The 23,267-nt window shown below is 63.6% G+C and carries 22 protein-coding genes and 1 tRNA gene; all 23 read right to left on the reverse strand.

What is annotated here, in order from left to right:
- Positions 1–5: 5 nt before the first annotated feature.
- The 23 genes from LL972_RS11075 to infC all read right to left on the reverse strand — a co-directional run bounded on the left by LL972_RS11075 (position 6) and on the right by infC (position 23,255).
- Positions 6–1,037 (reverse strand): 3-oxoacyl-[acyl-carrier-protein] synthase III C-terminal domain-containing protein, encoded by a 1,032-nt coding sequence (locus LL972_RS11075; RefSeq protein ID WP_228327647.1) that lies wholly within the window; start codon positions 1,035–1,037, stop codon positions 6–8.
- 135 nt (positions 1,038–1,172) lie between these two features.
- Positions 1,173–2,192: a TraB/GumN family protein gene (locus LL972_RS11080; protein WP_228327672.1), complete on the reverse strand. Its 1,020-nt coding sequence runs from the start codon at positions 2,190–2,192 to the stop codon at positions 1,173–1,175.
- A 102-nt stretch (positions 2,193–2,294) separates the two neighbouring features.
- Positions 2,295–2,756, reverse strand: coding sequence for a cupin domain-containing protein (locus tag LL972_RS11085; RefSeq protein ID WP_228327648.1), 462 nt, complete (start codon positions 2,754–2,756; stop codon positions 2,295–2,297).
- Between the two features lie 35 nt (positions 2,757–2,791).
- Positions 2,792–3,586: a WecB/TagA/CpsF family glycosyltransferase gene (locus tag LL972_RS11090; RefSeq protein WP_228327649.1), complete on the reverse strand. Its 795-nt coding sequence runs from the start codon at positions 3,584–3,586 to the stop codon at positions 2,792–2,794.
- Between the two features lie 4 nt (positions 3,587–3,590).
- Complete coding sequence (locus LL972_RS11095) at positions 3,591–4,385, reverse strand: polysaccharide pyruvyl transferase family protein (protein WP_228327650.1); 795 nt, start codon at positions 4,383–4,385, stop codon at positions 3,591–3,593.
- Between the two features lie 36 nt (positions 4,386–4,421).
- On the reverse strand, positions 4,422–5,621 hold the full coding sequence (locus LL972_RS11100) for a glycosyltransferase (RefSeq protein ID WP_228327651.1): 1,200 nt from the start codon (positions 5,619–5,621) through the stop codon (positions 4,422–4,424).
- 64 nt (positions 5,622–5,685) lie between these two features.
- Positions 5,686–7,170, reverse strand: coding sequence for a lipopolysaccharide biosynthesis protein (locus LL972_RS11105; RefSeq protein WP_228327652.1), 1,485 nt, complete (start codon positions 7,168–7,170; stop codon positions 5,686–5,688).
- A 17-nt stretch (positions 7,171–7,187) separates the two neighbouring features.
- A complete protein-coding gene (locus tag LL972_RS11110) occupies positions 7,188–8,237 on the reverse strand; it encodes a glycosyltransferase (protein WP_228327653.1) in 1,050 nt (349 codons plus the stop codon).
- Positions 8,234–9,376, reverse strand: coding sequence for a glycosyltransferase family 4 protein (locus LL972_RS11115; RefSeq protein ID WP_228327654.1), 1,143 nt, complete (start codon positions 9,374–9,376; stop codon positions 8,234–8,236). The genes LL972_RS11110 and LL972_RS11115 overlap by 4 nt, the downstream gene beginning before the upstream one ends.
- A gap of 67 nt (positions 9,377–9,443) precedes the next feature.
- A complete protein-coding gene (locus tag LL972_RS11120; protein WP_228327655.1) occupies positions 9,444–10,532 on the reverse strand; it encodes an acyltransferase family protein in 1,089 nt (362 codons plus the stop codon).
- Positions 10,533–10,545: 13 nt separating this feature from the next.
- Positions 10,546–11,637 carry an acyltransferase family protein gene (locus LL972_RS11125; protein ID WP_228327656.1) on the reverse strand — a complete coding sequence of 364 codons (1,092 nt, stop codon included), beginning with the start codon at positions 11,635–11,637 and terminating at the stop codon, positions 10,546–10,548.
- Positions 11,634–12,920 (reverse strand): polysaccharide biosynthesis protein GumE, encoded by a 1,287-nt coding sequence (locus LL972_RS11130; protein WP_228327673.1) that lies wholly within the window; start codon positions 12,918–12,920, stop codon positions 11,634–11,636. The genes LL972_RS11125 and LL972_RS11130 overlap by 4 nt, the downstream gene beginning before the upstream one ends.
- 94 nt (positions 12,921–13,014) lie before the next feature.
- Positions 13,015–14,478 (reverse strand): undecaprenyl-phosphate glucose phosphotransferase, encoded by a 1,464-nt coding sequence (locus LL972_RS11135; RefSeq protein WP_228327657.1) that lies wholly within the window; start codon positions 14,476–14,478, stop codon positions 13,015–13,017.
- Between the two features lie 243 nt (positions 14,479–14,721).
- Entirely contained in the window at positions 14,722–16,161 is a 1,440-nt protein-coding gene (locus LL972_RS11140; protein ID WP_228327658.1) for a GumC family protein, read from the reverse strand.
- Positions 16,143–16,841, reverse strand: coding sequence for a polysaccharide biosynthesis/export family protein (locus LL972_RS11145; protein WP_016903310.1), 699 nt, complete (start codon positions 16,839–16,841; stop codon positions 16,143–16,145). The genes LL972_RS11140 and LL972_RS11145 overlap by 19 nt, the downstream gene beginning before the upstream one ends.
- A gap of 472 nt (positions 16,842–17,313) precedes the next feature.
- Positions 17,314–17,390: transfer RNA gene (locus tag LL972_RS11150), tRNA-Pro, on the reverse strand.
- Between the two features lie 60 nt (positions 17,391–17,450).
- Positions 17,451–17,807, reverse strand: coding sequence for a MerR family transcriptional regulator (locus LL972_RS11155; protein WP_005995911.1), 357 nt, complete (start codon positions 17,805–17,807; stop codon positions 17,451–17,453).
- Positions 17,788–18,087: an integration host factor subunit alpha gene (locus LL972_RS11160; RefSeq protein ID WP_002811076.1), complete on the reverse strand. Its 300-nt coding sequence runs from the start codon at positions 18,085–18,087 to the stop codon at positions 17,788–17,790. The genes LL972_RS11155 and LL972_RS11160 overlap by 20 nt, the downstream gene beginning before the upstream one ends.
- Before the next feature lie 21 nt (positions 18,088–18,108).
- A complete protein-coding gene (gene pheT / locus LL972_RS11165) occupies positions 18,109–20,487 on the reverse strand; it encodes a phenylalanine--tRNA ligase subunit beta (protein WP_228327659.1) in 2,379 nt (792 codons plus the stop codon).
- Between the two features lie 126 nt (positions 20,488–20,613).
- Entirely contained in the window at positions 20,614–21,609 is a 996-nt protein-coding gene (gene pheS / locus LL972_RS11170; RefSeq protein ID WP_228327660.1) for a phenylalanine--tRNA ligase subunit alpha, read from the reverse strand.
- Positions 21,610–21,904: 295 nt separating this feature from the next.
- On the reverse strand, positions 21,905–22,264 hold the full coding sequence (gene rplT / locus LL972_RS11175; RefSeq protein ID WP_016903313.1) for a 50S ribosomal protein L20: 360 nt from the start codon (positions 22,262–22,264) through the stop codon (positions 21,905–21,907).
- A 10-nt stretch (positions 22,265–22,274) separates the two neighbouring features.
- On the reverse strand, positions 22,275–22,472 hold the full coding sequence (gene rpmI, locus LL972_RS11180) for a 50S ribosomal protein L35 (RefSeq protein ID WP_002811096.1): 198 nt from the start codon (positions 22,470–22,472) through the stop codon (positions 22,275–22,277).
- Positions 22,473–22,712: 240 nt separating this feature from the next.
- Positions 22,713–23,255, reverse strand: coding sequence for a translation initiation factor IF-3 (gene infC, locus LL972_RS11185; RefSeq protein WP_080639730.1), 543 nt, complete (start codon positions 23,253–23,255; stop codon positions 22,713–22,715).
- Between the last annotated feature and the right edge of the window lie 12 nt (positions 23,256–23,267).

The following is a 23,267-nucleotide window of genomic DNA, read 5'->3' on the forward strand; positions in this document are numbered from 1 at the left end:
ACGCCCTAGTACCGCAACACCATGCCGCCGATCGCCAGCCCGGCACCGGTGCCGAGCAGCGCGAACAGATCGCCGCGCTGCAGGCGTTGCTCGACCCGGGCGTGATGCAAGGCATGCGGCAGCGATGCGGCGACCTGGTTGCCGGTGGCCTGCAGGATGCGAACCACCTGATCGGGGCGCAGCCCCAGCGCCTGTACCACATGCTCCAGGCCGCCGCCGGAGGCCTGGTGCGGCACCAGGCAGCGCAACGCTGCCGTGGTGGTGCCGGCCTCGCGCAGCAGTTGTTCCCAGAATGCAGGCAGCTGGCGTGCAGCGAACCGATAGGCGCCACGCCCATCCATGCTGAAGCTGCGCAAGGCATCGGGCGCCTGTTCTTCGCCGCGCGGATAGCGCGTGCCGCCGCCGCGAATGCGGCACAGCTCCGCGCCATCGCCGTAACTGGACAAGCGGCTGGACAGCAGTGCCGAGCCGTCATCGGCGGCGCTACGCCCCACGACCACCGCAGCCGCTCCATCGCCAAACAAGCCGGCGGTGGCCGGCGTCGATGCATCCAGCCCACCCGAGGCCACCTCGCTGGAGACGATCAACACGCACCGATAGCGCCCGAGCGCCAACGCATTGGCGGCCAGGTCCAGCGCCACCAGAAAGCTCAGGCAGGTCGCGTTGACGTCGAAGGCAGGAATGCCCGAATCGCCCAGCCCGAGCGCGCGCTGGATCAGCACCGCCTGGCAGGGAATCGGCTGCTCCATGACGCTGCAGGCCGAGATCAGGCAATCGATCTGATCGGCGTCGATGTCCGCGCTTGCCAGCGCCTGGGCCGCCGCCGCCGCACCCATCGACGAGGCCGTCTCGCCCTCGCCCACGTAATGGCGCGTGGCCACCCCCGAGCGCGCGAAGGTGGTGCCTGCCGGCAGCTGCCAGCGTTGATCCAGCTGTTGCGAGGTCACCTCCGTGGCGGGGACATGGCGCCCGGTGCCCAGAATGCGCAGCGGCAATGCGTTCAACACGGAGGTCTCGTTGGACAAGGCGCGCAGCATACCGTGGCGGGCGTGGGCCGAGCCGATCGGTCGCCGGATCGCGCAGTGCGCACCGCCCGCCGGCGAGGACGGCAGTCGGTCAGCCGATCACCAAATCGTTCCAGCAGACGATCGCCAAGCATGTGTGCCCACGTTTCAAGGCGCTTCCACCGCATATCCCAGCGCCTGCAAGCGCGCCAGATAGCCGTCGGCCGCGGTCAGCCGGCTGATCGGCAACACCGCGAAGGTGCTGCGATTGCGTTGCAGCGCGGTGGTGGCGATGCCCAGCCAGTGTTCGCGCATGCGCCGTTCCAGATCGTCGATCCCGCGTTTTCTGGCGGCGCCGGAACTGGCCATGGCACTCATGCAGGCCGCTTGCGGATCTTCGCGAGGCAACTGGCGCAGTGCCTCGATGTCGCCCACCGACCAGGCGTTGGCGCGCTCGACCATCGTGGGCAGGTCGCGCTCTACGGTGGCCAGGATGCTGCGAAAGCACGCGGTGTCGTCCATGCCGCCGGCGCGGAACTCCTTGATGGCCTGGCGCGGGTCGGCGATCTTGTAATCCAGCGCGGTGGGGGTCGGCTTGATCCCGGCGCGCTTGGCGGCACGCTCCACCACCGACCAGATCGCCCGCGAGCGCGCCAGGCCGGAGCGCTTGATCGCCGCCTGATACAACTCACCGGCGGCAAGCATCGGGCGCTTGCGCTCCACCCCGCGATCGCTGCCGAGATAACGCGCCTTGGCAACCGACCAGCGTGCATACAGCTCGGCCGGCAGCAGCTCGCGCAGTTCGCGGCCGTCCTCGTTCTTCATCGCCTTCATCGCCGAGGGCAGCAGGGTCAATTTACCGAAGAACCCCATGTCCGCATCGATCTGGACGGTCGGCGCCATCAGCACCTGCTGCGACTGGCCGATAATCGCTTCCACCTCGGTGGACTGCCACTGCAGCCGCTTCGGCAGCGGCGACACGGTGCCCAGGATCCACAGCACATGATCGCCCTTACTGACCTTCCACAAGCCAGGGCCCGGCTGCACGCCGCGCACCACCATCGCTTCCAGGTCGACCACGGCCGGTGGTGATGGCGCGGCCACCTGCGGCTTCGCGCCATCGCTGGCAACTGCCAGCAACGACACCAGCATCGCTCCCACGCCGCATACCGCCCGCTGGCCTCGCATCACGTCTCGCCCCCCTGTGTGAGAACGCGGACACTACGCCAAGCCGGCCATGGCCGCGTTAGAGAAATGTTCGCCGCCGCAGCCGCCGCAGCCGTCGATGGCTCAGCGTGGATCCAGGCTGGCCAGGTGCGCAGCCAGCGGCGAGGCGCCGTCGAGCAGTGCGAAGCCCTCCCAGACGAACCCTGGCGAAACCGTGCAGCCCACCAGGGTGAAATCACCCAGCGACCGCGCCGCCTGCCAGCACCCTGCCGGCACCACGTGCATCGGCTCACCGCGCCCGGCGGCATCCAGGATCAGGCGTTGCAGCTGCCCGCTGGCCTCGTCGTAGATCGACAGCTCCAGCGCATCGCCCTGCTGCCAATGCCAGCTTTCTTCCGCATCCACGCGATGCCAGGCGCTGGATTCGCCGGCAGCAAGCAGGAAGCGGATGGCGGTCAGCGCCGGGCGCGGCTGGCCGCTCTCTGTCACCTGGCGAGCCGACGCATACACGCGACGGAAATGCCCGCCCTCTGGATGCGGGGCGAGTTCGAGCGAACGGATCAGGGTGGCGGCGGTCGGATGCATGCGTACATGCTAAGCCAGCCAACGCCGCGCGTGCATCAGGGCAGATGCTTGCCCGCCCGCAGGCAGGTGCGGAAGAACACCAGCAGGTCCCAGCTGTAGCGCTTGAGCAGACGACGCGGCTCGTTGAGCAGCCGGTACATCCACTCCATATGCAGGCGCCGCACCCAATCCGGCGCACGTTTGGCGGTGCCGGACAGGAAATCCAGCAACGCACCGACACCGAAGACCAGCGGCACGTTCAAGGCCTGGCCATGATCCAGGATCCAGCGCTCCTGCAGCGGGTTGCCGAAGGCCACCAGCAGCACATCGGCGCCCGAACGATTGATGCGCTCGGCCAGGCCCTCGCCGGCGGCGGCAAATTCGCCGTAGCCGTCGCACATGCCTACCACCTGCTGGCCCAGCGTGCCGGTCAAGGTCGCGGCAGCGGTCTTGCCCACGCCCGGGCGACCGCCGAGCAGGAAGAACTTGAGCGGCTGCGCGGCTTCGCGACACAGATACGGAATCAGATCGGTGCCATTGAGGTTGCCGGCAAAGCGGCGACCATGGATCAGGCGTGCTGCCAGATCCATGCCGATGCCGTCATTGACGATGCGCACGCTGGGCTCGCGCATCCGCAGGCGCAGTGCCTGGCATTGCACGATGAAATTGGTGTTGGCAAAAAACACCCGGCGTGGTTGCCGGGCAGCCAATGCGTGAAACAACTCCAGTGCAAACGCTTCCTGCGTCGTGGAAAGCACCGGAAATCCGCCGAGCGGAATCACCACGCCTTGCGGCGTCGCCGCGTTGGCGGTTGCTGTCGTTTCCGTATCCACGTGCCGGCCCTGCATCATTGAATCACCAAAGGTCGTAAGGAAAGGCGGCCAACAGCCCGGCCTGCAGTTTTTCCAGGTCGAAATCGCCGTTGCCGCCAAGCTGCAGACATTCTTCCACGCTGTTGCCCGAGTGCCACTGCATGCGTCCGGTGCCGTTGTAGTAGTCGTCGTACTTGAAGCGATCCTCGCCGTTGCCCCAATCCAGGTACACCGCCGGAATCCCGTACGCCTCGGCAAGAATCAGCCCGTGCAGCGAACTGCTGATCACCAGCTCGGCGCCCAACAACGCACTCATGAACGTCGCAGGCTTGACGTTGGGAAATACCAGATGATCAGCGTACGCGCTGTACTTCTCGACCGGCTCGTTGAAATGCGGAACGATGGCGAAGGGGCGCTTGTTCGCCGGGCCCAGCGCATCGGCGGGGAAGAACATCGGTGTCAGCAGACCGGGATCGCCATACACCTCCGGCACCGCGATCCCGCGATCGAGCAGGAACTGCCGCGTCTTCGGGCCACGCACTGCACGCACATCCAGGGCGCTGAAGGTATTGCGCTCGGCGGGAATCTTGCCGTTGATGCCGCTGCCCCAGACGGTGTCGCCGTCCTTGGCGAAATGCAGCACCGAGCCGATGGCGATCAGCTTCTTGCTGAGATCGCGCTTTTCGATCAGCGTCTTGTCCTGCAAGGAGAGCACACAGGACACAATCACCTTGGACAGATGATCGCCCATGTTGACGCCAGCGTTCTTCGGTTGCCACCAGAACAAGGCACGGCGTTCCGCATGTTCGATCCATTTCTGCAGCAAAGCATTGGCCATAACGAGCAGTCTCCTTCTAAAGTTGGGTGCGCCGCATCAGTGCGAGAGCGCGGCCTCCGAAGAAGCACGCACAGCTGCGCCATCTGGCTGCGGGTACAAACGGGTTTCCGGATACGCACCGGGATTCAGTACGCGGTCGGTCGTATCGGACCAATTCAGGCATTGGCGGTAACGCACGCGCGGTGCTTCCAGCGCGCGACTGATGGCCGCAATAACGGACTCAGCATTGCCGGGAGTGTAGCCGAAACGCGATTGATACGGCCCCACGACGGCATTCGGACACACCGCAGGCAGGCCGAAGAAATCGTATTGCAGCAATTTCATCGAACTATCGGCCAAATACACCGGCACCTGCTCGGACGCGTAAGGTGCGATCCCGAAACGGGCGTGCTTGATGTAGCCGATGGTCTCGGCGTGCTTCATCTCGCCATAGACCACCACGTTGTCGCCATAGCCGGGGTGCCGGCCCATGCCCGAGCCGATCACATGGAACGTCACCTGCGGGAACGCCTTGCTTGCAACCACGAAGAACTCCGGGTCGAACAACATCGAGCCCACTGCCACCGCATGGATGCCCTCGCCATACGGCGACGGGTCGCCCAGCTGGTCCAGGTTGTGGTCCACACCGTGACCGACGTGATACACGTTGTCGCGGCTTGCCACTTCCTCCGCCATTGCCGGCGACACCAGTGCGATCACATCCAGCGTCGGTGCAATCCGATCGAACTCGCGCTCGATATAGGACGCGACATTGATCGTGCTCAGGCCATCGGAGGCGCGATAGACCAGCTTGGCTGCCGGATTGATGCGCTTGGCCAGCGCGATGAAGGCCACCGCGATACCGCTTTCGAACACGATCACGTCCGCCTCGCGCATCCAGTCCAGCAACTGGCGCGGCGGGTGCGCGGCATACCAACGGAACATCGCATCTTCGACAGAACGCAGCCAGGCGCGACGCGTGTTGAACGGATGCACCGTCGTGCGCCACAGATAGCATTCCACACCCTTGTGCGAGACCACGGTATTTGCGGTGTCATCCAGCGGCAGCCGCATGTCGCCCTTCATGCGCGACAGCCGGCTATAGCGCAGCGAGAAAAACCGCGTGGTGCCGCGTAGCGCGAGTTGATCGGTGATGAAGTGGATATTGGCGCGCCGTGGCGTGCGGTAATCGTGGGCGGACAAGACCAGATAGCAGGGCCGGCGAATGCCGGAAGCGGCGGCGGGTGTATCGCTCATGGGCCGTGTCCTATGAATGAGTGGGAGAAAGCATGCACGAACGCAGGCGAAGACAACGTCGATCTCATTGGCGTGCCTTGGCCTGCTTCAGCAACTTGCGGATATTGAGGATGGCAATCACGTCGCGACGGAACGCCGGCCAGATCGCCAACGCCAGCAGACAGACCGCCGCCATCGCGGCCGCGCCAACGGCCAGTTGCTGCCATAGCGGGCCACCGACAGTGATGGATGCGTAATACGCGCACACCCCTGCCACGCCATACGCGGTCATCGCGCGCACCGCATTGGTGAACAGCGCGCCCACCGGTGCGTCGGAGATCTTGCCGACCCAGACCAGCGACAACGGCCAGGTCACCAGCAGACCGAACGAATAGCCGATCGCCACGCCCATCGCACCCCAGCGCGAGCCAACGAAGATGCAGCCGATCAGCACGATGCGGCTGACCAGCGAGAACAGCAACTGCGCGCGCATCAGGCCCCTGGCAAGGAACACCCAGTAGGTTGCATAGGACGCAGTCTGGAAAATACCGCCCAGCGTCAGCACCTGGAACAAGGGCACGGCCTCGCGCCACTGCTCGCCGAGCACCAGTACGATCAGCGGCATGGCCAGCGCGCAGGAGAAGGCGAACAGCGCAACGATCAGATGCACCATCACCGTCTGCCCGCGCAGCAGGAAGGCGCTGAAGCGTTCGCGGTCGTCCTGCAACTGCGACAGCACCGGCAACGCCACGCTGGTGGCAGGCGCGTTGATCTGATTCAACGGCATCATCAGCAACTGGAACGCGCGGTTGTACAGGCCCAGTGCGTCCGGGCCGGTCCGCCAACCGATGATGACCTGGCCGACGTTGCGGCTGGCATAGCCCAGCAACTGCGCGGCCATCAGGTTCCAGCCGAAGCTCATGAAGTCGCGCATCGGCGCCGAGCGTTGATACCCACCCGGCAACCAGCGCGCGCAGCTCGCAGCGATGATGAAATTGACCACCGCCTGCACCACCTGCTGCACCACCAGCGCCCAGTACCCCCAGCCCAGCAATGCGGCAGCGACGGCAGCGCCCAGGCCCAGCACCTGCGATCCCACATCGCTGAGCGCAACCTGGCCAAAACGCAGCCCGCGGCTCAAATGCGCGCGGTACTGCGTGGTCATGCCGTTGATCAGGAAGGTCACCGCCAGCGCCTGGGAAATCGTCACCAGCGCCGGTTCTTTGTAGAAATTGGCGATCACATGGGCAGAGGCGTACACCACCACCGACAGCGACAAGCCGATGCCGCTGTTGATCCAGAACAGGTTGTCGCGCTGCTCGCGGCTGACATGCTTGGCCTGCACGGCAGCGGCAGACAGGCCGAAATCGCGCAGGATCTCGGCCGCACCGACAATCGCGGTGACCATCGCCATCAGGCCGTAGTCGTAAGGCGTCAGCAGGCGCGCCAGCAGGATAATGCCGCCGAACTGCACGACCATCTTGGCCGACTGGCCGATCATGGTCACCGCTGCGCCACCGGCGGCGCGCGAACCGAGGCTGCGCTGTGGCGGAGGCGTAGGGGGATTCATCGTTGGGATCTCTGCGGTCACGACGCGGCGTCTCCATCCTTGCCGAGTGCTTCCAGGTAGGTGCGGTAGTGCAGCTGTCCGATCCGTGGCCAGTCACGTTGCGATAGATCCGGTGCCGGCCCGCGTGGCGCGGCGCGCACCTTGTCCAGCATGCCGGTCAGCAATGCCGCATCGAATTCGCCCTCGTAGAGGAACACCCAACCCGGGCCGACTTCTTCGGCGATCGCCGCATTGGACTCGCTCCACGGTGCCAGCACCGGGCGCGCCAGCGACAACGCCAGCAACAAGGTGCCGGAGTTATGCATCTGCCGATACGGCAGCACCACCAGCTCGGCTTCGCTGACTTCGCGTGCCAGCACTGGTTCTTCAACATACGCCAGCAAGGCACTCATCCGCGGATCCTGTGCGCAGGCCTCTTCCACCAGGCTGCGCATCTGCGGCGTGGCCGGGTTGCCGACGATGCGCAGCTTCAGGCGCGGATCATCGACCTGACGCATCACCTCCAGCAGCGTTTCCACGCCCTTGTACGGGCGGATCAGGCCGAAATGCAGCAGCCGCCCCGGAACCGGCGTGCCTTGCGGCATCTTCGCAAACCACTCGCGATAATGGCCGTGCAGGATGGTGTCGGTAAATGGCGGTCGCGGCGGCGTGGTTGCGTTGATGCGGATCCAGCGACGCGTCAGCCGATCGATCCAGCGCAGCAGGCCGCGCTCGCGCCAGCCCCGATCCTCGTGCGGCGCCAGGTTGTGCAAGGTGCGCACCACCGGCGTGCCGGTCACCTGCAGCTTGAGCAGCAACAGCGCCGCACACATCTGCTTGGCCAGGGTGCCGGCCGCACTGGGATGGCGCAGCAGATATTCCGGCCAATGCAGATGCAGCACGTCGTAGCGCGACAACAGCGCATCGCGCATCGAAAAGAAGCGCGGCTGCACTGCGTCGGGCAGCGACGCGTACAGCTGGGTCAGATACGGATTGGTGCTGGCATTGGGCTTCTCGGTGGAGAACAGCACGGTGACCTGTGGCTGCGCGGCAGCCCGCGCAGTCGCTGCCGATGCAGGCGCGCTCATCGCACTGCCTCCTGCGGACGGCGGGTGCCCAACGCGGTGTGGTACTCGTCGACGTAGCGCCCGACCACATGCTTCCAGTCGTAGCGGCCCACGTACGCCATGGATGCTGCACGACGCGCATCGAAATCCGCATCCGCCTGCAGCGCAAGCGCCTGCACCTGGTTTGCGGCCGCATCGATCCTCTCGCGGTTGACGATCACGCCCTGCCCCGATTCGCTGGCAAGGCGCACGAACGGCGGGATGTCGCTGAGGATGGGAATCAGGCCTGCACTCATCGCCTCGACCGCGGCGATGCCGAAGCCTTCGTGGCGCGACAGACAGACGAAGAACTGCGCCTGTTGCATCAGGCTGCGCAACTGCTCCTGCGAGGGCGACATGCTGAGCTGCACCTTGTCCTGCAGGCCCCGCTCGGCGATCGCCTTGCGCAGATCGGCCTCGTTCAGATCGTATTCGCGCCCGGCGATGATCAACCGCCACTGCGGATCACGTTGCAGTACCGCCTGCAGCAGCTCCAGGGTTTCGATCAGACCCTTGTTCACCGACCAGCGGCCGAAATACATCATGGTCCGGCCCGGCGTCGCTGCACCCTGCCCTGCGTATTTCTCCACATCCACGCCGTTTTCGATCACCCGCAAACGCGTCGGCGACACCACCTTGGCGAATAGCTCGCCATCGTTCTCGCTGGTGGCGATCACCCGCGCATACGCCAACGCCGAGGTGCGGGTGAGCGTTTGAAACCATAGCTGCTTCATCCGCGAGGCATACGCGGTGTGGAAGAAGCCGCCGTGCGTGGACACCACCATCGGCTTGCCATGCAGCGGCTTGGTCAACGCCAGATAGTCGTAGAAAAAATCGATGCCATGCAGGTGCACCAGATCGGCCGAGCGGATCGCGCTCAGCACGGACGGCGCCAACGGATAACGCGACGAACCGCGATAACCGATGCGCCGAATCGGCAAGCCCTGATGCGTCTCCTGCGCCGCAAGTTGCGCGCCCGGATCGGTAAACACCCGATCCAGGGTCACGATCTCTACCGTATCGGCGCTGGTGGCCTGATGTTGACGGGCCACATTGAGAACGACTTCTTCCATGCCTCCGATCGAAGGGTGGAATTGGCGGACGACATGCACCACTTTCATTACGCCAATCTCCTGTGCCAGCGACGCAGACATATCTGCATGCTCGGCCAATCATTCTGGAAGCTCGTCATTTACGTTTCAATCCCAACATCCACGGCGCAACGCGCACCAGCACGGCGCGCATCGGCACACTGGCAACGAGAGCGAACGCACTCAGGCCCATTGCCCAGGCCGGCGTGCCGATCGTGCCGGGTGCGATCACACCCGTTCGTGCCACCACACTGGTGAGCACCAGAAACACCAAGGTGTGCGTGCACAGGATCAGCAAGGTATTGCCACCGATCCACTGCAGCCACCGCCACTGTCGAACGAAGTAGGCCACACACAAGGTCATCGCGGTGCCCAGCAGGCTGACCAGCAGGAACACTGCAGCGGAATGTCCGAACTGCAGATTGTTCACATCCACCTGCCCGTTCCATCCAGCCAGCCACCACCACGCCGCCGCCAGCACCGGCAGTGCCAACGCCCACACCGAGGCCCCAAGCGCCCGCAGTGCATCGGCATGGCGCGACAACCATCCGCCCACGGCGATGAAGAACAGCGCGACAGGCAATACATCCAGCGCGAACGGGAGCCGCAGGTGCAATGACGGAAACCAGCCGGCCCATGCCAATGCAAGCAACAGACTGGCTGCAGCCAACGCCGCCGTCGTCAGGCGCGTGCGCAGGGCGAGATAGGCCAGCGTGGTGACGAACAAGGCCGGCAGGAACCACAACGCCGGAAGCACGTACAGGCGCGTGCCGTTGGCCCAGAACAGACCGACGAACGGATCCCACCACGGCAGGACATGCGATGGATGCGCCGCGCGGCTGGTCACTCCCATCAGCAGCCAGCAGACGTAGGCCACCAAGAAAAACACAACATAGGGAACCAGCAACGTGCGCGCCAACTTCCTGGTCGTCTCCAGCGTCATCGCGCGGTGGCCAAAGCGCTCACCGACCCAGCCGGACAGCACGAAAAACAGCGGGACATGAAAACTGTAGGCGAACAACTTGTAGGCCGCCGGCATGCCGTTGGCATGCCCTAACACAACCAGCACGATGGCCAGCGCCTTTGCTGCATCGATCTGCCAATCACGGGTCAATGCAGGCGCTGGCGAGACCTTGGCCCCCAGGTCGCGCCGCCCGGCCGGGCTGGAATACGATGCGGTGGTCATGCCGCAGCGCCGGTCATGCCGCCACCGGGCGGGCACCCAAAGTCCACGGCGCAAAACGCATCAGCAACCAGCGCAGCGGCACGCACGCGAGCAGCGCAAACACTGTCACGAACAACGCCCATACCACGCCCGGGCGCGAGGCACCGAATCCGCCAGCCAGCGCCGCGACACCGGAGAGCACGAAGAACACCAGCATATGGGTGCACAGGATCAGCAAGGTATTGCGGCCGATCCACTGTATCCATGCCCAGCCCTGCACCAGCCGTGCCGCACAGATCACCATCAATGAGCCAAGTACCGCGCTAACCACAAACCCGGCATGGCTGCGGCCGAACTCCAGCATGTTGACGTCGATCCGACCATTACGATCGGCCAGCCAGGCCACCGGCAAGGCCAGCAGCACCGTCGCCAGCGCGCTCACCGGCAAGGAGGTCGGCAGGCGTGCGGAGAGGTGGATCAACAAGGCGCCCAGTGCATAAAAGCACAGCGACACCGGCAGTACGTCCAGGCCGAAGAAAAGCCGCAACTGCTGGCCCGGAAACCAGCGCATCCAGAGCCAGGCCAGAATCAACGACGCCACCGCGATCCCCACCGGCGACATCCAGCGGCGCAGCACCACGTAGCCCAGTACTGTCACCAGCATTACCGGCAGGAACCACAGCGGAGGCTGCACATACAGATCGGGGCCAATGCCGGTAAACATCGCCACGATCGGCTCCCACCACGGATGGCTACCCCATCGCGCTGCCTTCTCACCGATATTGCGCGTCAGCAACCAGTATGCGTAACCGAGCAGATAAAACGTCACATATGGCAGCAGCAGGCTGCGCGCCTGCTTGCTGATCGTCTGCGACAACCCGGTGGTCCGCGACGCATAGCCGGATGCCAGCCAGCCGGACACCATGAAGAACAGCGGCACATGGAAGCTGTAGGCAAACAGCGTCATCGCATGCGGCACGCCCTTGGCGTGGCAGAACACCACCAGCAGAATCGCCAGGGCCTTGGCGGCATCGATGCGCGGGTCGCGGCTGCGCCCGCCGGTGGCGACGTGCACGCCGGCGACCGGTACGACCGGCTGCGGTGGCTGCGTCGCCGCCATACTCATCGCGCGCCTCCTGCGGGCAGTGGCAATCGCGCCTTATCGTCGGCCGGATCCTGTGTAGGCAGCTGTGCATAGGTTGCAGCAGACCAGGTCGGCCGCATGTGCCACAGGCAGCCGCACACGAACCACCACAATGCCGATGTCTTGATCGAGAAGTAGCCGTTAGATACCAGCAAGCTCAGCGCGAACGCAAAGATTGCCAGGTTCTTGAACAGCTGCCCTTCCTTGCTCGGCATCAACAACAGGAACGAATACGACAGCAGGAAGGCGAGCACGCCGAAGATCGACTGCGATGCGATGAAGTAGGCAATACCGCTGTCGAAGTAACGGTACGCCTGCGCAAAATCCAGGCCCATCCACGAGTTGAAGGACAGGTTATTCATCGAATTGACGGTGAAGAAGATTCGGCCCATCGTGTTGTCCTGATAGGCCGTGATCCCGGTGATCCACACCAGCAACCATGCGGTCATGATCACGATCAGAAAGATCAGGAACGCCAGTCGTTGATCCAGGCGTTTCAACAACGGCGACAGCAGCACCATCAGCACGCAGGTGCCCGCCGCAAGTCGGCCGTCGGAGGCCACGATCATGAAACCGATCAGGCCGACCGACAGAACCAGCATCGCCGGCCGCATCCAGCGCCAGAACACCAGCACGATCGCGGTAAAGAAGCAGATGTAGTTGCCCATCGTCACCGGCTCGATGAACATCGAAGAGGCGCGGGGAAGATTGGAGCCGGGCAGGAAGTTGCGCTCGCCCGGCCGCGTGGCGCTGACGAACAGGTTGCTGTCTTCGTTCCAGAACCCTTCCGCGCTCATGCCGCGCGCATTGACGAAGAAGCTCTTCGGGTTGACCAGGTCGCCGTAGGCGCTGGGCATCGCCAACTCGAACGCCGCCACCAACGACACGATGATGGTAATGCGCACAAACAACTTGGGCACCGATCCGGTGTAGGCCGAACCAAGCACCACAAAAGCGAAGACCACCAGGGCGTCGCGAAAGAACTTCGGATCGATCTGCCAGTTCACCAGGAAGCGCACGAACATCAAGGTGACGATCAGCCCCAGGCCGCTGATGATCAATGCAATGCGCTTGCGGCTCATCGAGCCCAGGCCGAGCAGAAAACACGCGGCGTAGACCAGGAATTCGACTGCGTAGGTGATCACCGGACGGACGGTGAACACATTCGCGTTGATCAGCGCCAGCACCAGGTTGTAACCGACGCCGACCAGCAGGGTCAGTTCGATCAACAGGTTGTGCCAGCGAACGCGGGCCTCTTCGCTCATTCGGATCAGCATGCAGACGCCTGCTTGAGAGGGGCGGCTGCGATGCAGCCGCCCGCGGCGCTCGGCGCGCCAGGTCGCACACTCCCCGCCATCATCAGTACGCGGTCTTCTGTCCGAGCACACGCACTGCGGTCAGCACGATGATGCGGATATCCAGCCACAGCGACCAGCGACGGATGTAGTCCAGATCGTACTGGATGCGCTTCTTCATCGTGCGCAGCTCCGGGGTTTCGCCACGGAATCCATTGACCTGCGCCCAACCGGTGATGCCCGGCTTGACGTAATGGCGCTGCATGTAGTGATTGATCAGCTTTTCGTAATGGGTGTTGTGTTGCGCCGCGTGCGGACGCGGACCCACGATCGACATGCTGCCGCCGAGCACGTTGAAGATCTGCGGCAACTCATCCAGGCTGCTGCGGCGCAGGAACGCACCAAAACGGGTGATGCGGGTGTCGTTCTTGGTCGCCTGCTGGATGGTGGTGCCATGGTCGTCATGCACACGCATCGAGCGGAACTTGAACATATAGAACTCGCGACCACCCAGACCATGACGACGCTGGCGGAAGAACACCGGACCCGGCGAACTCATCTTCACACCCACCGCAATTGCTGCCATCAGCGGCCACAGGCCCATCAGCGCGATCACGGCCAGGATCTTGTCCTGCAGCGCCTTGGCGACCACAAAGTAGTTGTCACGATCCACACCGCCCTGGCGCAGGTTGATCACCGGCACATTGCCGATCTGCTCGCCGGACTGGTTCAACAGACCGAAGTCGAACAGATCCGGCACCAGCTTGACGTTGATCGGGTAGCGATCCAGACGCTGCAGCAGCTGCTTGATGTGATCACGCTCGCCCAGCGGCAGCGAGATCCACACCTGCTCGACCTGGTTGTCCTTCAGATACTCGATCAGCGCGTCCGGATCGCCCAGGCACGGCAGCGACTGACGCTGCTCGGTCACGGCGATGTCGTACGGCGTGCGGAAGTAGCCGACCAGATTCATGCCGACCCAGGGATTGCGGCTGAGGTAGTGATTGATCTTCATCACCGGATGGCGCAGACCCACCACCACCACCCGCTGCACGTCCACACCCTGGGTGCGCAGGTGATTCAGGAAGCCGCGCAGCACCGTGCGGGCTGCCACCAGCGAGGCCAGGCCACCGACGAACCACAGGCCGATCCAGCCGCGCGAGACCTGCTCGCCGACCTGCACGATCAGTGCGTGCACCGCGAACAGCGCAAACACGCCGCCGAATGCACCGCCCAGCACCATCAGCTCGCTCAACAGCCCGCGGCCACGCCAGCTGCGATACAGCGGGAACAGCGGGAACAGCGCAAAGCAGATCACCGAATACAACAGCGTGGTGGCGATGGCGACCCGGTACGGTGCCGCAGGCACCCAGGAGCCGAAGACAATGCGATAGGCGATCAGCCCGGAGACCACGACCATGGTGAGGTCGAAGACGCGCAGGACCAGATCGGCTGCAGCCGAATACTTGGACAACAATCGCGGCGAGGATGTCGTGTAAGTCGCGCTACTCAAGTCTGCCAAAAGCATGGGGATGTCCTCCAAACTCGATACGGCGCATGCGGGGGAACATACGAAACGCACGCGAGCTTTCAATCATCTCCGCCGGGCGATCACCGCGGTAATACCTACCGACCCCAGATCGCACGACAGCCCTTTGTTTCAACAGAGACAAACTTTCAAACGAAGGAGCCCGAAACATACGGGATCCAACCTTTTCCACGCTGAATCAGTTGTCACTTCAATTAACCACCGTTGTGCAACACGACGATGTCAGTCCAACCGCGTCTGCGCTGCCGTGCCACGCAGGAAGTAGCGCACAAGAGCCACAGCTACGCCCAGAAATACGCCAAAGATGAAGCCCAAAGCGAGGTTCAATTTAAGTTTCGGCGAAGTCTTAGACGTAGGCACGTCTGCGGTATCGATGATGGTCACGTTGTTGGCGCCGACGTTGCTCGCCACACCGATCTCCTTGTAGCGCTGCAAGAGCGCATCGTAGAGCTGGCGGTTGGTATCGACGTCGCGCTTGAGCATGTTGTAGCGGATGCTGCGACCCTGCAGATCCAGCTCATCATTTCGCAATCCGGCGATGCGCTGGTTGAGCAATTGCTCCTGATGCACCGATGCGTCGTACGTCGCCTTGAGCGACTGGCGGATATTGATGACCTCGCCATTGATCTGGCGACGCGACTCTTCGATCTGCGCCTTCAGACGCTGCATTTCCGGATAGTCCGGCTTGAAGGTCGACAGCTTCTGCTGATATTCGGTGTTCAAGCGGATCTGCTCGCCACGCAGGCTCTGGATCAGCGGGTTGCTCAGCACCTGCGGCAGCGACATCGCGTCGCCGCTGCTGACCTGACGCCAGGCTGCCTCAGCCTTGATGCGCGTGTCCTGCGCCGATGCCAGCATCGCATTGAGGTCGCTCAGGTTCTGGGCGGGAAGCGATGGCTTGTCATCGCCCACCGACACGATCTGCTCGTCGGTGGAATAGGTGACCAGATTCTTTTCCGAGTCCTCCACCTTGTCGCGCAACTGCTCCAGACGCTCAGCCAGGAACTTGGTCGCGAACGAAGACGCCTTGATGCGGCGTTCCTGGGTGCTGACGATGAAGACCTTGGTGTAGGTGTTGGCGATCTTGGCAGCCAGCACCGGGTCCGGCGAATCATAATTGACGTAGACCAAGCGCGAATTGAGGATCGGCTCGACCACCAGCCCGGCCAGCAGCGTATCGGTCAGGCTGCGCTCGATGATCGCCTGGCGCGAGTCAACCGACTTGCCGGCTTCCGGATTCTTGGCAGCGGCCTTTTCCAGCGCTTCGTCGACCTGCTGCTTGAACGCCGGCTCCTGATCGAGCCTGGCCTCGCGGATCACCGCACGGGCCAGCGAACGGCTCTGCAACAACTGGTACTGGGTCTGGTAGAAATCGCGATCCTGCGGCGACTCCACCGGCATCAGATTGTCGACGTTCACCACGTTGAGCGAGTCACGCTCGATCTGCAGTGTGCTGGTGGCGCGGTATTTTTCCGGCATCAGCAGGGTAACGCCAAAGGCCAGCGCCACGGCCGCGACGGTGATCAGGATGATCAACCAGCGCTGCGACACCAGCGCGCGCCAGTAGTCGAGCAAGCCAACGTCGGCCAGCTCAAGATGCCCATGACGATGAGACGGGGAGGAACGATTGTCTGAATTCATACTCATCGGTAAGCGCGCCACACCATCACAAGGGGGGTCAGTTCCAGCATGGTGCGCAACCAGACGCGTGCGTCCGAGCGGTACACCACAACGATGTCGCCGCCGTAGATCTCAGGGTCCGGGTTGGCCCCCTTCTCGATCTGGGTCAGGTCGAATCTGGCAATCATCTTTTGCCCGTTGACGGTGCGGAACACGATGACGTTGCCGCGGCTGGCCACCGTGCTGACACCCTTGGCCTGCGCAATGGCCTGCTGCAGGGTCAGGTTGGCGCCGATCACCGGATAGATACCCGGCTCGTCAACCGCACCGGTCACCGTCACCCGGCGACCATTGGACTCCTGCACGAACACCGACACCTGCGGCTGCTGCAGGTATCCGGCGGCGTAGCGTTCTGCCACCAGCTTTTCCAGCTCGCCGACGCCCAGACCGGCCGCCTTGACGTCGCCGATCAGCGGCAGCGAGATGTGGCCGTTCTGATCGATGCGGACCTGCCGCTCCAGATCGTCGACCTGGAACACCTTGAACAACAGCAGGTCGCCTGGAGCGAGTCGATACTCCGGCTGCACTGCGGACATTGCGAGCGGATCCGGAAGCGGCAGGGAATCTGCCATCTTCGGACCGGTGCTGCATGCGCCCAGTGCCATCGAGCAGATCAACGCCAGGCTGAGGCCTTGGCAGAATCGTCCGATCAGTTTTTTCATGCGTGTGGCTGGCTGCCTCGGTTGGGTGGGACAGGACCTCGCGCAGCATTCGACCGGCCAACACGCCAGCAAGAACGTACGACAGAGAAATTCATCCCAAGACGCTCGGGATCACGACAGGTGTGACGTGTTGCAGTGCACTATGGCATAGAACCAAGGCATCGCAAGACGCTGCTCGCCATTTTTTTGACGGCGTTGGCCTATTGATTCAAGTTCGTCGTTGCGACGTTAACAAAACGTGATCCACGCACTAATCCAGCACTAATGATTCGGAGCATTTTCGGATACTTAGCCACAATCCGTGATCCAGGTCCATGCGAGCGGAACCGCAGTCAAACGGGCTCGAGCAGCCGTTCCATGTTGCCCTGCAGTATGCCGATACGCATATCGTGTCATCCGTATGACACGCTACCAAACGCATGTTGCGACGCAACAAAAAAGCCCATGTCCGTGAAGACATGGGCTCCGTGTTTGGTCGGGGTAGCCGGATTCGAACCGACGACCACTAGTCCCCCAGACTAGTGCGCTACCAGGCTGCGCTATACCCCGAAGATGTTGCATCCGCCACGAGGGCGGCCTGCGATTATAGCGGCTTTGTGAAGCGTTTTCCTAGCGGCGCAGCAGTTGCAGAACCTCTTCCAGTTCCATGCGCACCTGTTTGATGATCTGGTTGCTCAGAGCCGACTCGCTCTTGGCGCCATCGCCCTCCAGGCGCAGGCGTGCGCCGCCGATGGTATAGCCCTGCTCGTAGAGCAGGCCGCGGATCTGGCGGACCATCAGCACATCGTGGCGCTGGTAGTAGCGCCGGTTGCCGCGCCGCTTGACCGGTTCCAGGCTCGGAAACTCGGTTTCCCAGTAGCGCAGCACATGCGGCTTGACGTCGCACAGCTCGCTGACTTCGCCGATGGTGAAGTAGCGCTTGGCCGGGATTGGCGGTAGTTCGCGATTACTGCCCGGATCCAGCATAAGCCTCCACCCGCTCCTTGAGCTTCTGGCCCGGACGGAAAGTCACCACCGTGCGCGCCGAGATCGGAATTTCCTCACCAGTCTTGGGATTGCGACCGGGCCGTTGATTCTTGCGCCGCAGATCGAAGTTGCCGAAACCGGACAGCTTCACCTGACGGCCCTGCTCCAGCGCATCGCGCAGCACATCGAAGAACGCGTCGACAAATTCCTTTGCCTCGCGCTTGTTCAGACCGACCTCGTCGAACAGACGTTCGGCCATCTCCGCTTTCGTCAATGCCATGCCAATCCCCTGGTTACCGCCTCAACTCCGGATCCGGGCGCGGTGCTCGCGCTCGATCACGGCCACCACATCGGCAACGACTGCGTCGACGTCCCGGTCGGTGAGAGTGCGCGAGTTATCCTGCAAAATCAAGCCCATAGCCAGACTCTTGAAACCTGGATCGACCCCCTGCCCGACATAGCGGTCGAACAGCTGCACCTCGCGCAACAACGGCCCGACGGTGGTGCGCACGCTACTTGACAACGCCGCCCAGCTGACCTCTTCCGGTACCAGGAAAGCCAGATCGCGACGCACCGAAGGGAACCGCGACAGTTCACCGGCACGCGGCAATGCGCGTTGGACCAACGCGGTCAGTTGCAGCTCGAACGCAATCACATCCACGTCGATGTCCAACGCCTTGGCCAGGCGCGGATGCACCTGCCCGATCCAGCCGATGCAAATGCCATCGCGATGGATGTCGGCCGAGCGCCCCGGATGCCCGAAGGGTTGGGCGGAGGGCTGGAAGTCCAGCACCGCGCCGCTGGCCGCGGCCAGCGCCATCAGGTCGCCCTTCAGATCGTGGAAGTCCACCTTGCGCGCCGGCTCGCCCCACTGCAGCGCCAGGGCATCGCCACACACGGCCGCGGCGACATGCTGCGACTCCTGCGGGGCAGCGCCAGCCTCGGAGGCGGCAGCGAACACCTTGCCCAGCTCGAACAGGCGCACGCGGCCAGCCTGGCGGGCGGCGTTGCGGCCCAGCGTCGCCACCAGGCCCGGCAACAGGCGTGGACGCATGATCGCGAGCTCGGCGCTGAGCGGATTGGCCAACGGCACCAGGCCGTCGGTCAGCTGCCAGCGCTCCAGCAAGGTAGCGTCGACGAAGGCGTAGTTGATGGTTTCCTGCAGCTCGCGCGCCACCAGCTGGCGCCGCACGCTGAGTTCGTCGAGCTGGGTTTCGCTCGGCATCGCAATCCGGCTTGCGCCGCCCGGCAGCGTGGTCGGCACGCGGTCGTAACCGTGGATACGCGCCAGCTCTTCGATCAGATCCTCTTCGATGGCGATATCGAAGCGACGGCTCGGCGCCATCACCTGCCAGCCTTCGGCAACCGCCTCGAGCTGCATGCCGAGCGCACTCAAAATGCGCACGACCTCGGCATCGTCGATCCGGATACCGAGTACGCGCGCGATCCGCGCACGCCGCAGCAGGATCCGCGCCGGCTGCGGCAGATGCTCCGGCAATTGCGCATGCACCACCGGGCCCGGCGTCCCACCGGCCAGCTCCAGCACCAGCCGCGTCGCCACTTCGATCGCTTGCAGCGGCAATGCCGGATCCACACCACGCTCGAAGCGATGGCCGGCATCGGTATGCAGACCGAGCTTGCGGCCACGGCCCATGATCGCGGCCGGATCGAAGTACGCCGACTCCAGGAACACGTTGCGCGTGGTCTCGGTGACGCGCGTGTCCAGCCCACCCATCAGGCCGGCCAATGCCACCGGACGATCGGCATCGGTGATGGTCAGGAAGCTGTCGTCCAGCGTGACCTGCCGTCCATCCAGCAACGCCAGCTGCTCGCCGCCGCGCGAACGGCGTACGCCGATCGGCCCCTGCAGCGTGTCCAGGTCGAACGCATGCATCGGCTGGCCAAGCTCCAGCATCACGTACTGGGTGATATCCACCAGCAGCGAGACCGGACGCACGCCACTGCGACGCAGCCGCTCGGCCAGCCACACCGGCGTTTTCGCGGCCGGGTCGATGCCTTCGATCACACGCCCGCAATAGCGCGGCGCTGCGTTGCCGGCATGCAATTCCACCGCCAGCGTGCGCGTGGACACCGGCGCTACCGCACCGGCATCGAAGGCCACCACTTCGCTGGCGCAGGCTGCGGCCACGTCGAAGGCGATACCGCGCACGCTGAAGCAGTCGGCGCGATTGGGCGTCAGCTTGATCTCGATGCTGGCATCGGGCAGCCCCAGATACTCGGCCAGCGCCTGCCCCACTGGCGCATCGTCCGGCAGCTCGAACAGGCCGGACGCGTCGCTGTCCAGACCCAGCTCCTTGGCCGAGCACAACATGCCATTGGACGCCACCCCGCGCAGCTTGGCTGCGGTGATGGTCAGCGCACCGATCTGCGCACCGACCAGCGCCAACGGCGCCACCAGACCGGCACGCGCATTGGGCGCGCCACACACGATCTGCAGCAGCTCGCCCTGCCCTGCGTCGACGCTGCAGACCTGCAGACGGTCGGCTTCCGGATGACGTACCGCCTCGACGATACGCGCCACCACCACCTGCCCCAGCGCCTCGCCCAACGGCGTGACCTCTTCGACCTCCAGACCGATCGCCGTCAGCGTCGCGGCAAGCTCGTCGCGGCTCGCCTGGATGGGAACGTGGCTGCGCAGCCAATTTTCAGAGAATTTCATGAGGAGCCGGGAATCAGGAATGGAGAATGGGGAATCGCAAAGGCAGGGGCGCCGGGCTTTCGGAATGGGACCTGCAGAGCGCGTGGCTGTTGCGATTCCCTATTCCCCATTCCCGATTGCCCGCCGTCAGGCAAACTGCCTGAGAAAACGCACATCGTTTTCAAAGAACGCGCGCAGATCGTTGACGCCGTAGCGCAGCATCGCAAAACGCTCCACGCCCAGGCCGAACGCGAAGCCGGTGTAGCGCTCTGGGTCGATGCCGACGCTGCGCAGCACGTTCGGGTGCACCATGCCGCAGCCGAGCACTTCCAGCCAGCGCGCGCTGCCGTCCGGCTGCTGCCAGGCGATATCCACTTCCGCGCCCGGTTCCACGAACGGGAAATAGCTGGGGCGGAAGCGCATTTCGAAGTCGCGTTCGAAGAACGCCCGCACGAACTCGGACAAGGTGCCCTTGAGGTCGGCAAAGGTGGAATGCTCGTCCACCAGCAGGCCTTCGACCTGATGGAACATCGGCGAATGGGTCTGGTCCGAATCGGAGCGATACACCTTGCCGGCCGCGATCATGCGCAGCGGCGGTTTGTGCGCATCCATGTAGCGCACCTGCACGCCGGAGGTATGCGTGCGCAACAGGCGGCCATCGCCGAAATAGAACGTGTCGTGCATCGCGCGCGCCGGATGGTGCGGCGGAAAGTTCAGGGCTTCGAAGTTATGCCAGTCGTCCTCGATCTCCGGACCATCGGACAACTCATAGCCCAGGCGCGCAAAGATCTCGACGATGCGCTCGAGCGTGCGCGTGACCGGGTGCAATCCACCGCGTTCGCTGCGGCGCCCCGGCAAGGTGACATCGATCCGCTCCCCGGCCAGACGTGCGTCCAGCGCGGCGTTTTCCAGCGTGTGCTTGCGCTCGGACAACGCAGCGGTCAGCGCATCGCGCGACAGGTTGATCGCTTCGCCAGCGGCCTTTCGCTGATCGGCCGGCAGCGTGCCGAGCTGCTTGAGCTGGGCGGTGATGCTGCCGCTCTTACCCAGCAATGCGACGCGCAAGGCTTCCAGTTGGTCCGGCGTCTGCGCAGCGGCGACATCGGCCAGCGCACGCTCGGTCAGGGATTGAATCTCACTCATTGCACTCGCGCCTCAACTGCGTCAACCGAACGGTGTTTCCGGATGCACCGGAACGCATTGCCACTCAAATCTGGCCTTGCCCGGCACCCAGTCAGCAATGCCGGCCATCTAAAAACGCAAAAGGGGAAGGACTCGCGCCCTTCCCCCTGCATATCTGCTTGCCCTCGTCAGAGGCTTGGACGTGAATGTACAAGCCCTACGAGGAACTATCCCGTCAAAAGTCCGCACATGGATGTGCGGGCTCTTGCGAAGGACTCGCACTAACGATGTGCGGGCTCTTGCGAGGGACTCGCACCTATGCCGCCAGCGCGCCCTTGGCCTTCTCAGCCAGCGCGGCAAAGCCGGCGGCATCGTGCACGGCGATATCGGCCAGCACCTTGCGGTCCAGGGTGATACCCGCCTTCAGCAGGCCGTTCATGAAACGGCTGTAGCTCAGGCCATTGATGCGGGCAGCCGCATTGATGCGGGTGATCCACAACGAACGGAAGACGCGCTTCTTCTGCTTGCGGCCGATATAGGCGTACTGCTGCGCCTTGATGACCGCCTGCTTGGCGACGCGGAAAACCTTGCGACGGGCATTGTAGTAGCCCTTCGCCAGGGTCAGAATTTTCTTGTGGCGGCGGCGCGCCTGCACACCACGCTTTACTCGTGCCATGGTTCAGTCCTCAGAGATAGGGAAGCATACGATCGAGACGGCCTGCATCCTCGGCGCGGACGTGGTTCGTCTGCCGCAGGTTGCGCTTCCGCTTGGTCGCTTTCTTCGTGAGGATATGGCTACGGTTTGCGTGGCCGCACTTGTACTTGCCGGAGGCGGTCTTGCGGAAACGCTTGGCCGCCGCCCGGTTGGTCTTGATCTTGGGCATTGCAATGTCCTTGATGGTGTTTTGTCACTGACCCGGGCGGCAGTCTTGCGACCACGCTTTCCATCCATGCCCTTGCCTGCTTGTAAGTCCTTGATCGAACACGATCCGGACAGGTCCTGTACCGCTTGCGCGGCGTCCCGGCAAAACCGGGCCGCGCAGTATGCCCGTTGCCGGGAATTCTTGCAAATGGAGGCTGTCGCCGGCCGGACGGACCCTACCGGGGCCCGTCTCAGCGCGGGATCAGATCTTCTTCTTCGGCGCGATCATCATGACCATCTGGCGCCCTTCCAGGCGCGGGCGCGACTCGATGACGATGTCTTCGCCCAGGTCGGCCTCGATCCGGGAAGCCATTTCGCGCCCCAGCTCCTGGTGGCTCATTTCACGGCCACGGAAGCGGATGTTGACCTTGACCTTGTCGCCCTCTTCCAGGAAGCGGCGCATGTTGCGCAGCTTGATCTGGTAGTCGCCCTCGTCCGTGACCGGACGGAACTTGAGTTCCTTGATCTCGACCTGCTTGGTCTTCTTCTTAGCCTCGTTGGCCTTTTTCTGCTGCTCGAACTTGAACTTGCCGAAATCCATGATCTTGCAGACCGGCGGATCGGCCTGCGGCTGGATTTCGACCAGATCCAGGCCTTCTTCCTCGGCCTTGGCGAGCGCTTCGTCGCGCGACAACACGCCGACCATCTCACCGTCACTGCCGATCACGCGGACGCGCGGCACACGGATTTCTTGGTTCTTGCGGTTCTGTTTGTTGTCAGGGGTACTGATATTGCAATCTCCCAGGGGAATCGAACC

This window comes from Xanthomonas campestris pv. asclepiadis, from assembly GCF_020784175.1.
GTDB lineage: Bacteria > Pseudomonadota > Gammaproteobacteria > Xanthomonadales > Xanthomonadaceae > Xanthomonas > Xanthomonas campestris_D.

Coding starts and splice junctions, on each gene's coding strand:
- LL972_RS11105 (WP_228327652.1), bottom strand. CDS start 7,170: ATGAATCCCCCTACGCCTCCGCCACAGCGCAGCCTCGGTTCGCGCGCC.
- LL972_RS11130 (WP_228327673.1), bottom strand. CDS start 12,920: ATGAGCGAAGAGGCCCGCGTTCGCTGGCACAACCTGTTGATCGAACTG.
- LL972_RS11110 (WP_228327653.1), bottom strand. CDS start 8,237: ATGAGCGCGCCTGCATCGGCAGCGACTGCGCGGGCTGCCGCGCAGCCA.
- LL972_RS11075 (WP_228327647.1), bottom strand. CDS start 1,037: ATGCTGCGCGCCTTGTCCAACGAGACCTCCGTGTTGAACGCATTGCCG.
- LL972_RS11125 (WP_228327656.1), bottom strand. CDS start 11,637: ATGAGTATGGCGGCGACGCAGCCACCGCAGCCGGTCGTACCGGTCGCC.
- LL972_RS11135 (WP_228327657.1), bottom strand. CDS start 14,478: ATGCTTTTGGCAGACTTGAGTAGCGCGACTTACACGACATCCTCGCCG.
- LL972_RS11145 (WP_016903310.1), bottom strand. CDS start 16,841: ATGAAAAAACTGATCGGACGATTCTGCCAAGGCCTCAGCCTGGCGTTG.
- LL972_RS11090 (WP_228327649.1), bottom strand. CDS start 3,586: ATGATGCAGGGCCGGCACGTGGATACGGAAACGACAGCAACCGCCAAC.
- LL972_RS11120 (WP_228327655.1), bottom strand. CDS start 10,532: ATGACCACCGCATCGTATTCCAGCCCGGCCGGGCGGCGCGACCTGGGG.
- LL972_RS11155 (WP_005995911.1), bottom strand. CDS start 17,807: ATGCTGGATCCGGGCAGTAATCGCGAACTACCGCCAATCCCGGCCAAG.
- rplT (WP_016903313.1), bottom strand. CDS start 22,264: ATGGCACGAGTAAAGCGTGGTGTGCAGGCGCGCCGCCGCCACAAGAAA.
- pheS (WP_228327660.1), bottom strand. CDS start 21,609: ATGAGTGAGATTCAATCCCTGACCGAGCGTGCGCTGGCCGATGTCGCC.
- LL972_RS11095 (WP_228327650.1), bottom strand. CDS start 4,385: ATGGCCAATGCTTTGCTGCAGAAATGGATCGAACATGCGGAACGCCGT.
- LL972_RS11085 (WP_228327648.1), bottom strand. CDS start 2,756: ATGCATCCGACCGCCGCCACCCTGATCCGTTCGCTCGAACTCGCCCCG.
- LL972_RS11115 (WP_228327654.1), bottom strand. CDS start 9,376: ATGAAAGTGGTGCATGTCGTCCGCCAATTCCACCCTTCGATCGGAGGC.
- LL972_RS11100 (WP_228327651.1), bottom strand. CDS start 5,621: ATGAGCGATACACCCGCCGCCGCTTCCGGCATTCGCCGGCCCTGCTAT.
- LL972_RS11080 (WP_228327672.1), bottom strand. CDS start 2,192: ATGCGAGGCCAGCGGGCGGTATGCGGCGTGGGAGCGATGCTGGTGTCG.
- pheT (WP_228327659.1), bottom strand. CDS start 20,487: ATGAAATTCTCTGAAAATTGGCTGCGCAGCCACGTTCCCATCCAGGCG.
- LL972_RS11160 (WP_002811076.1), bottom strand. CDS start 18,087: ATGGCATTGACGAAAGCGGAGATGGCCGAACGTCTGTTCGACGAGGTC.
- rpmI (WP_002811096.1), bottom strand. CDS start 22,472: ATGCCCAAGATCAAGACCAACCGGGCGGCGGCCAAGCGTTTCCGCAAG.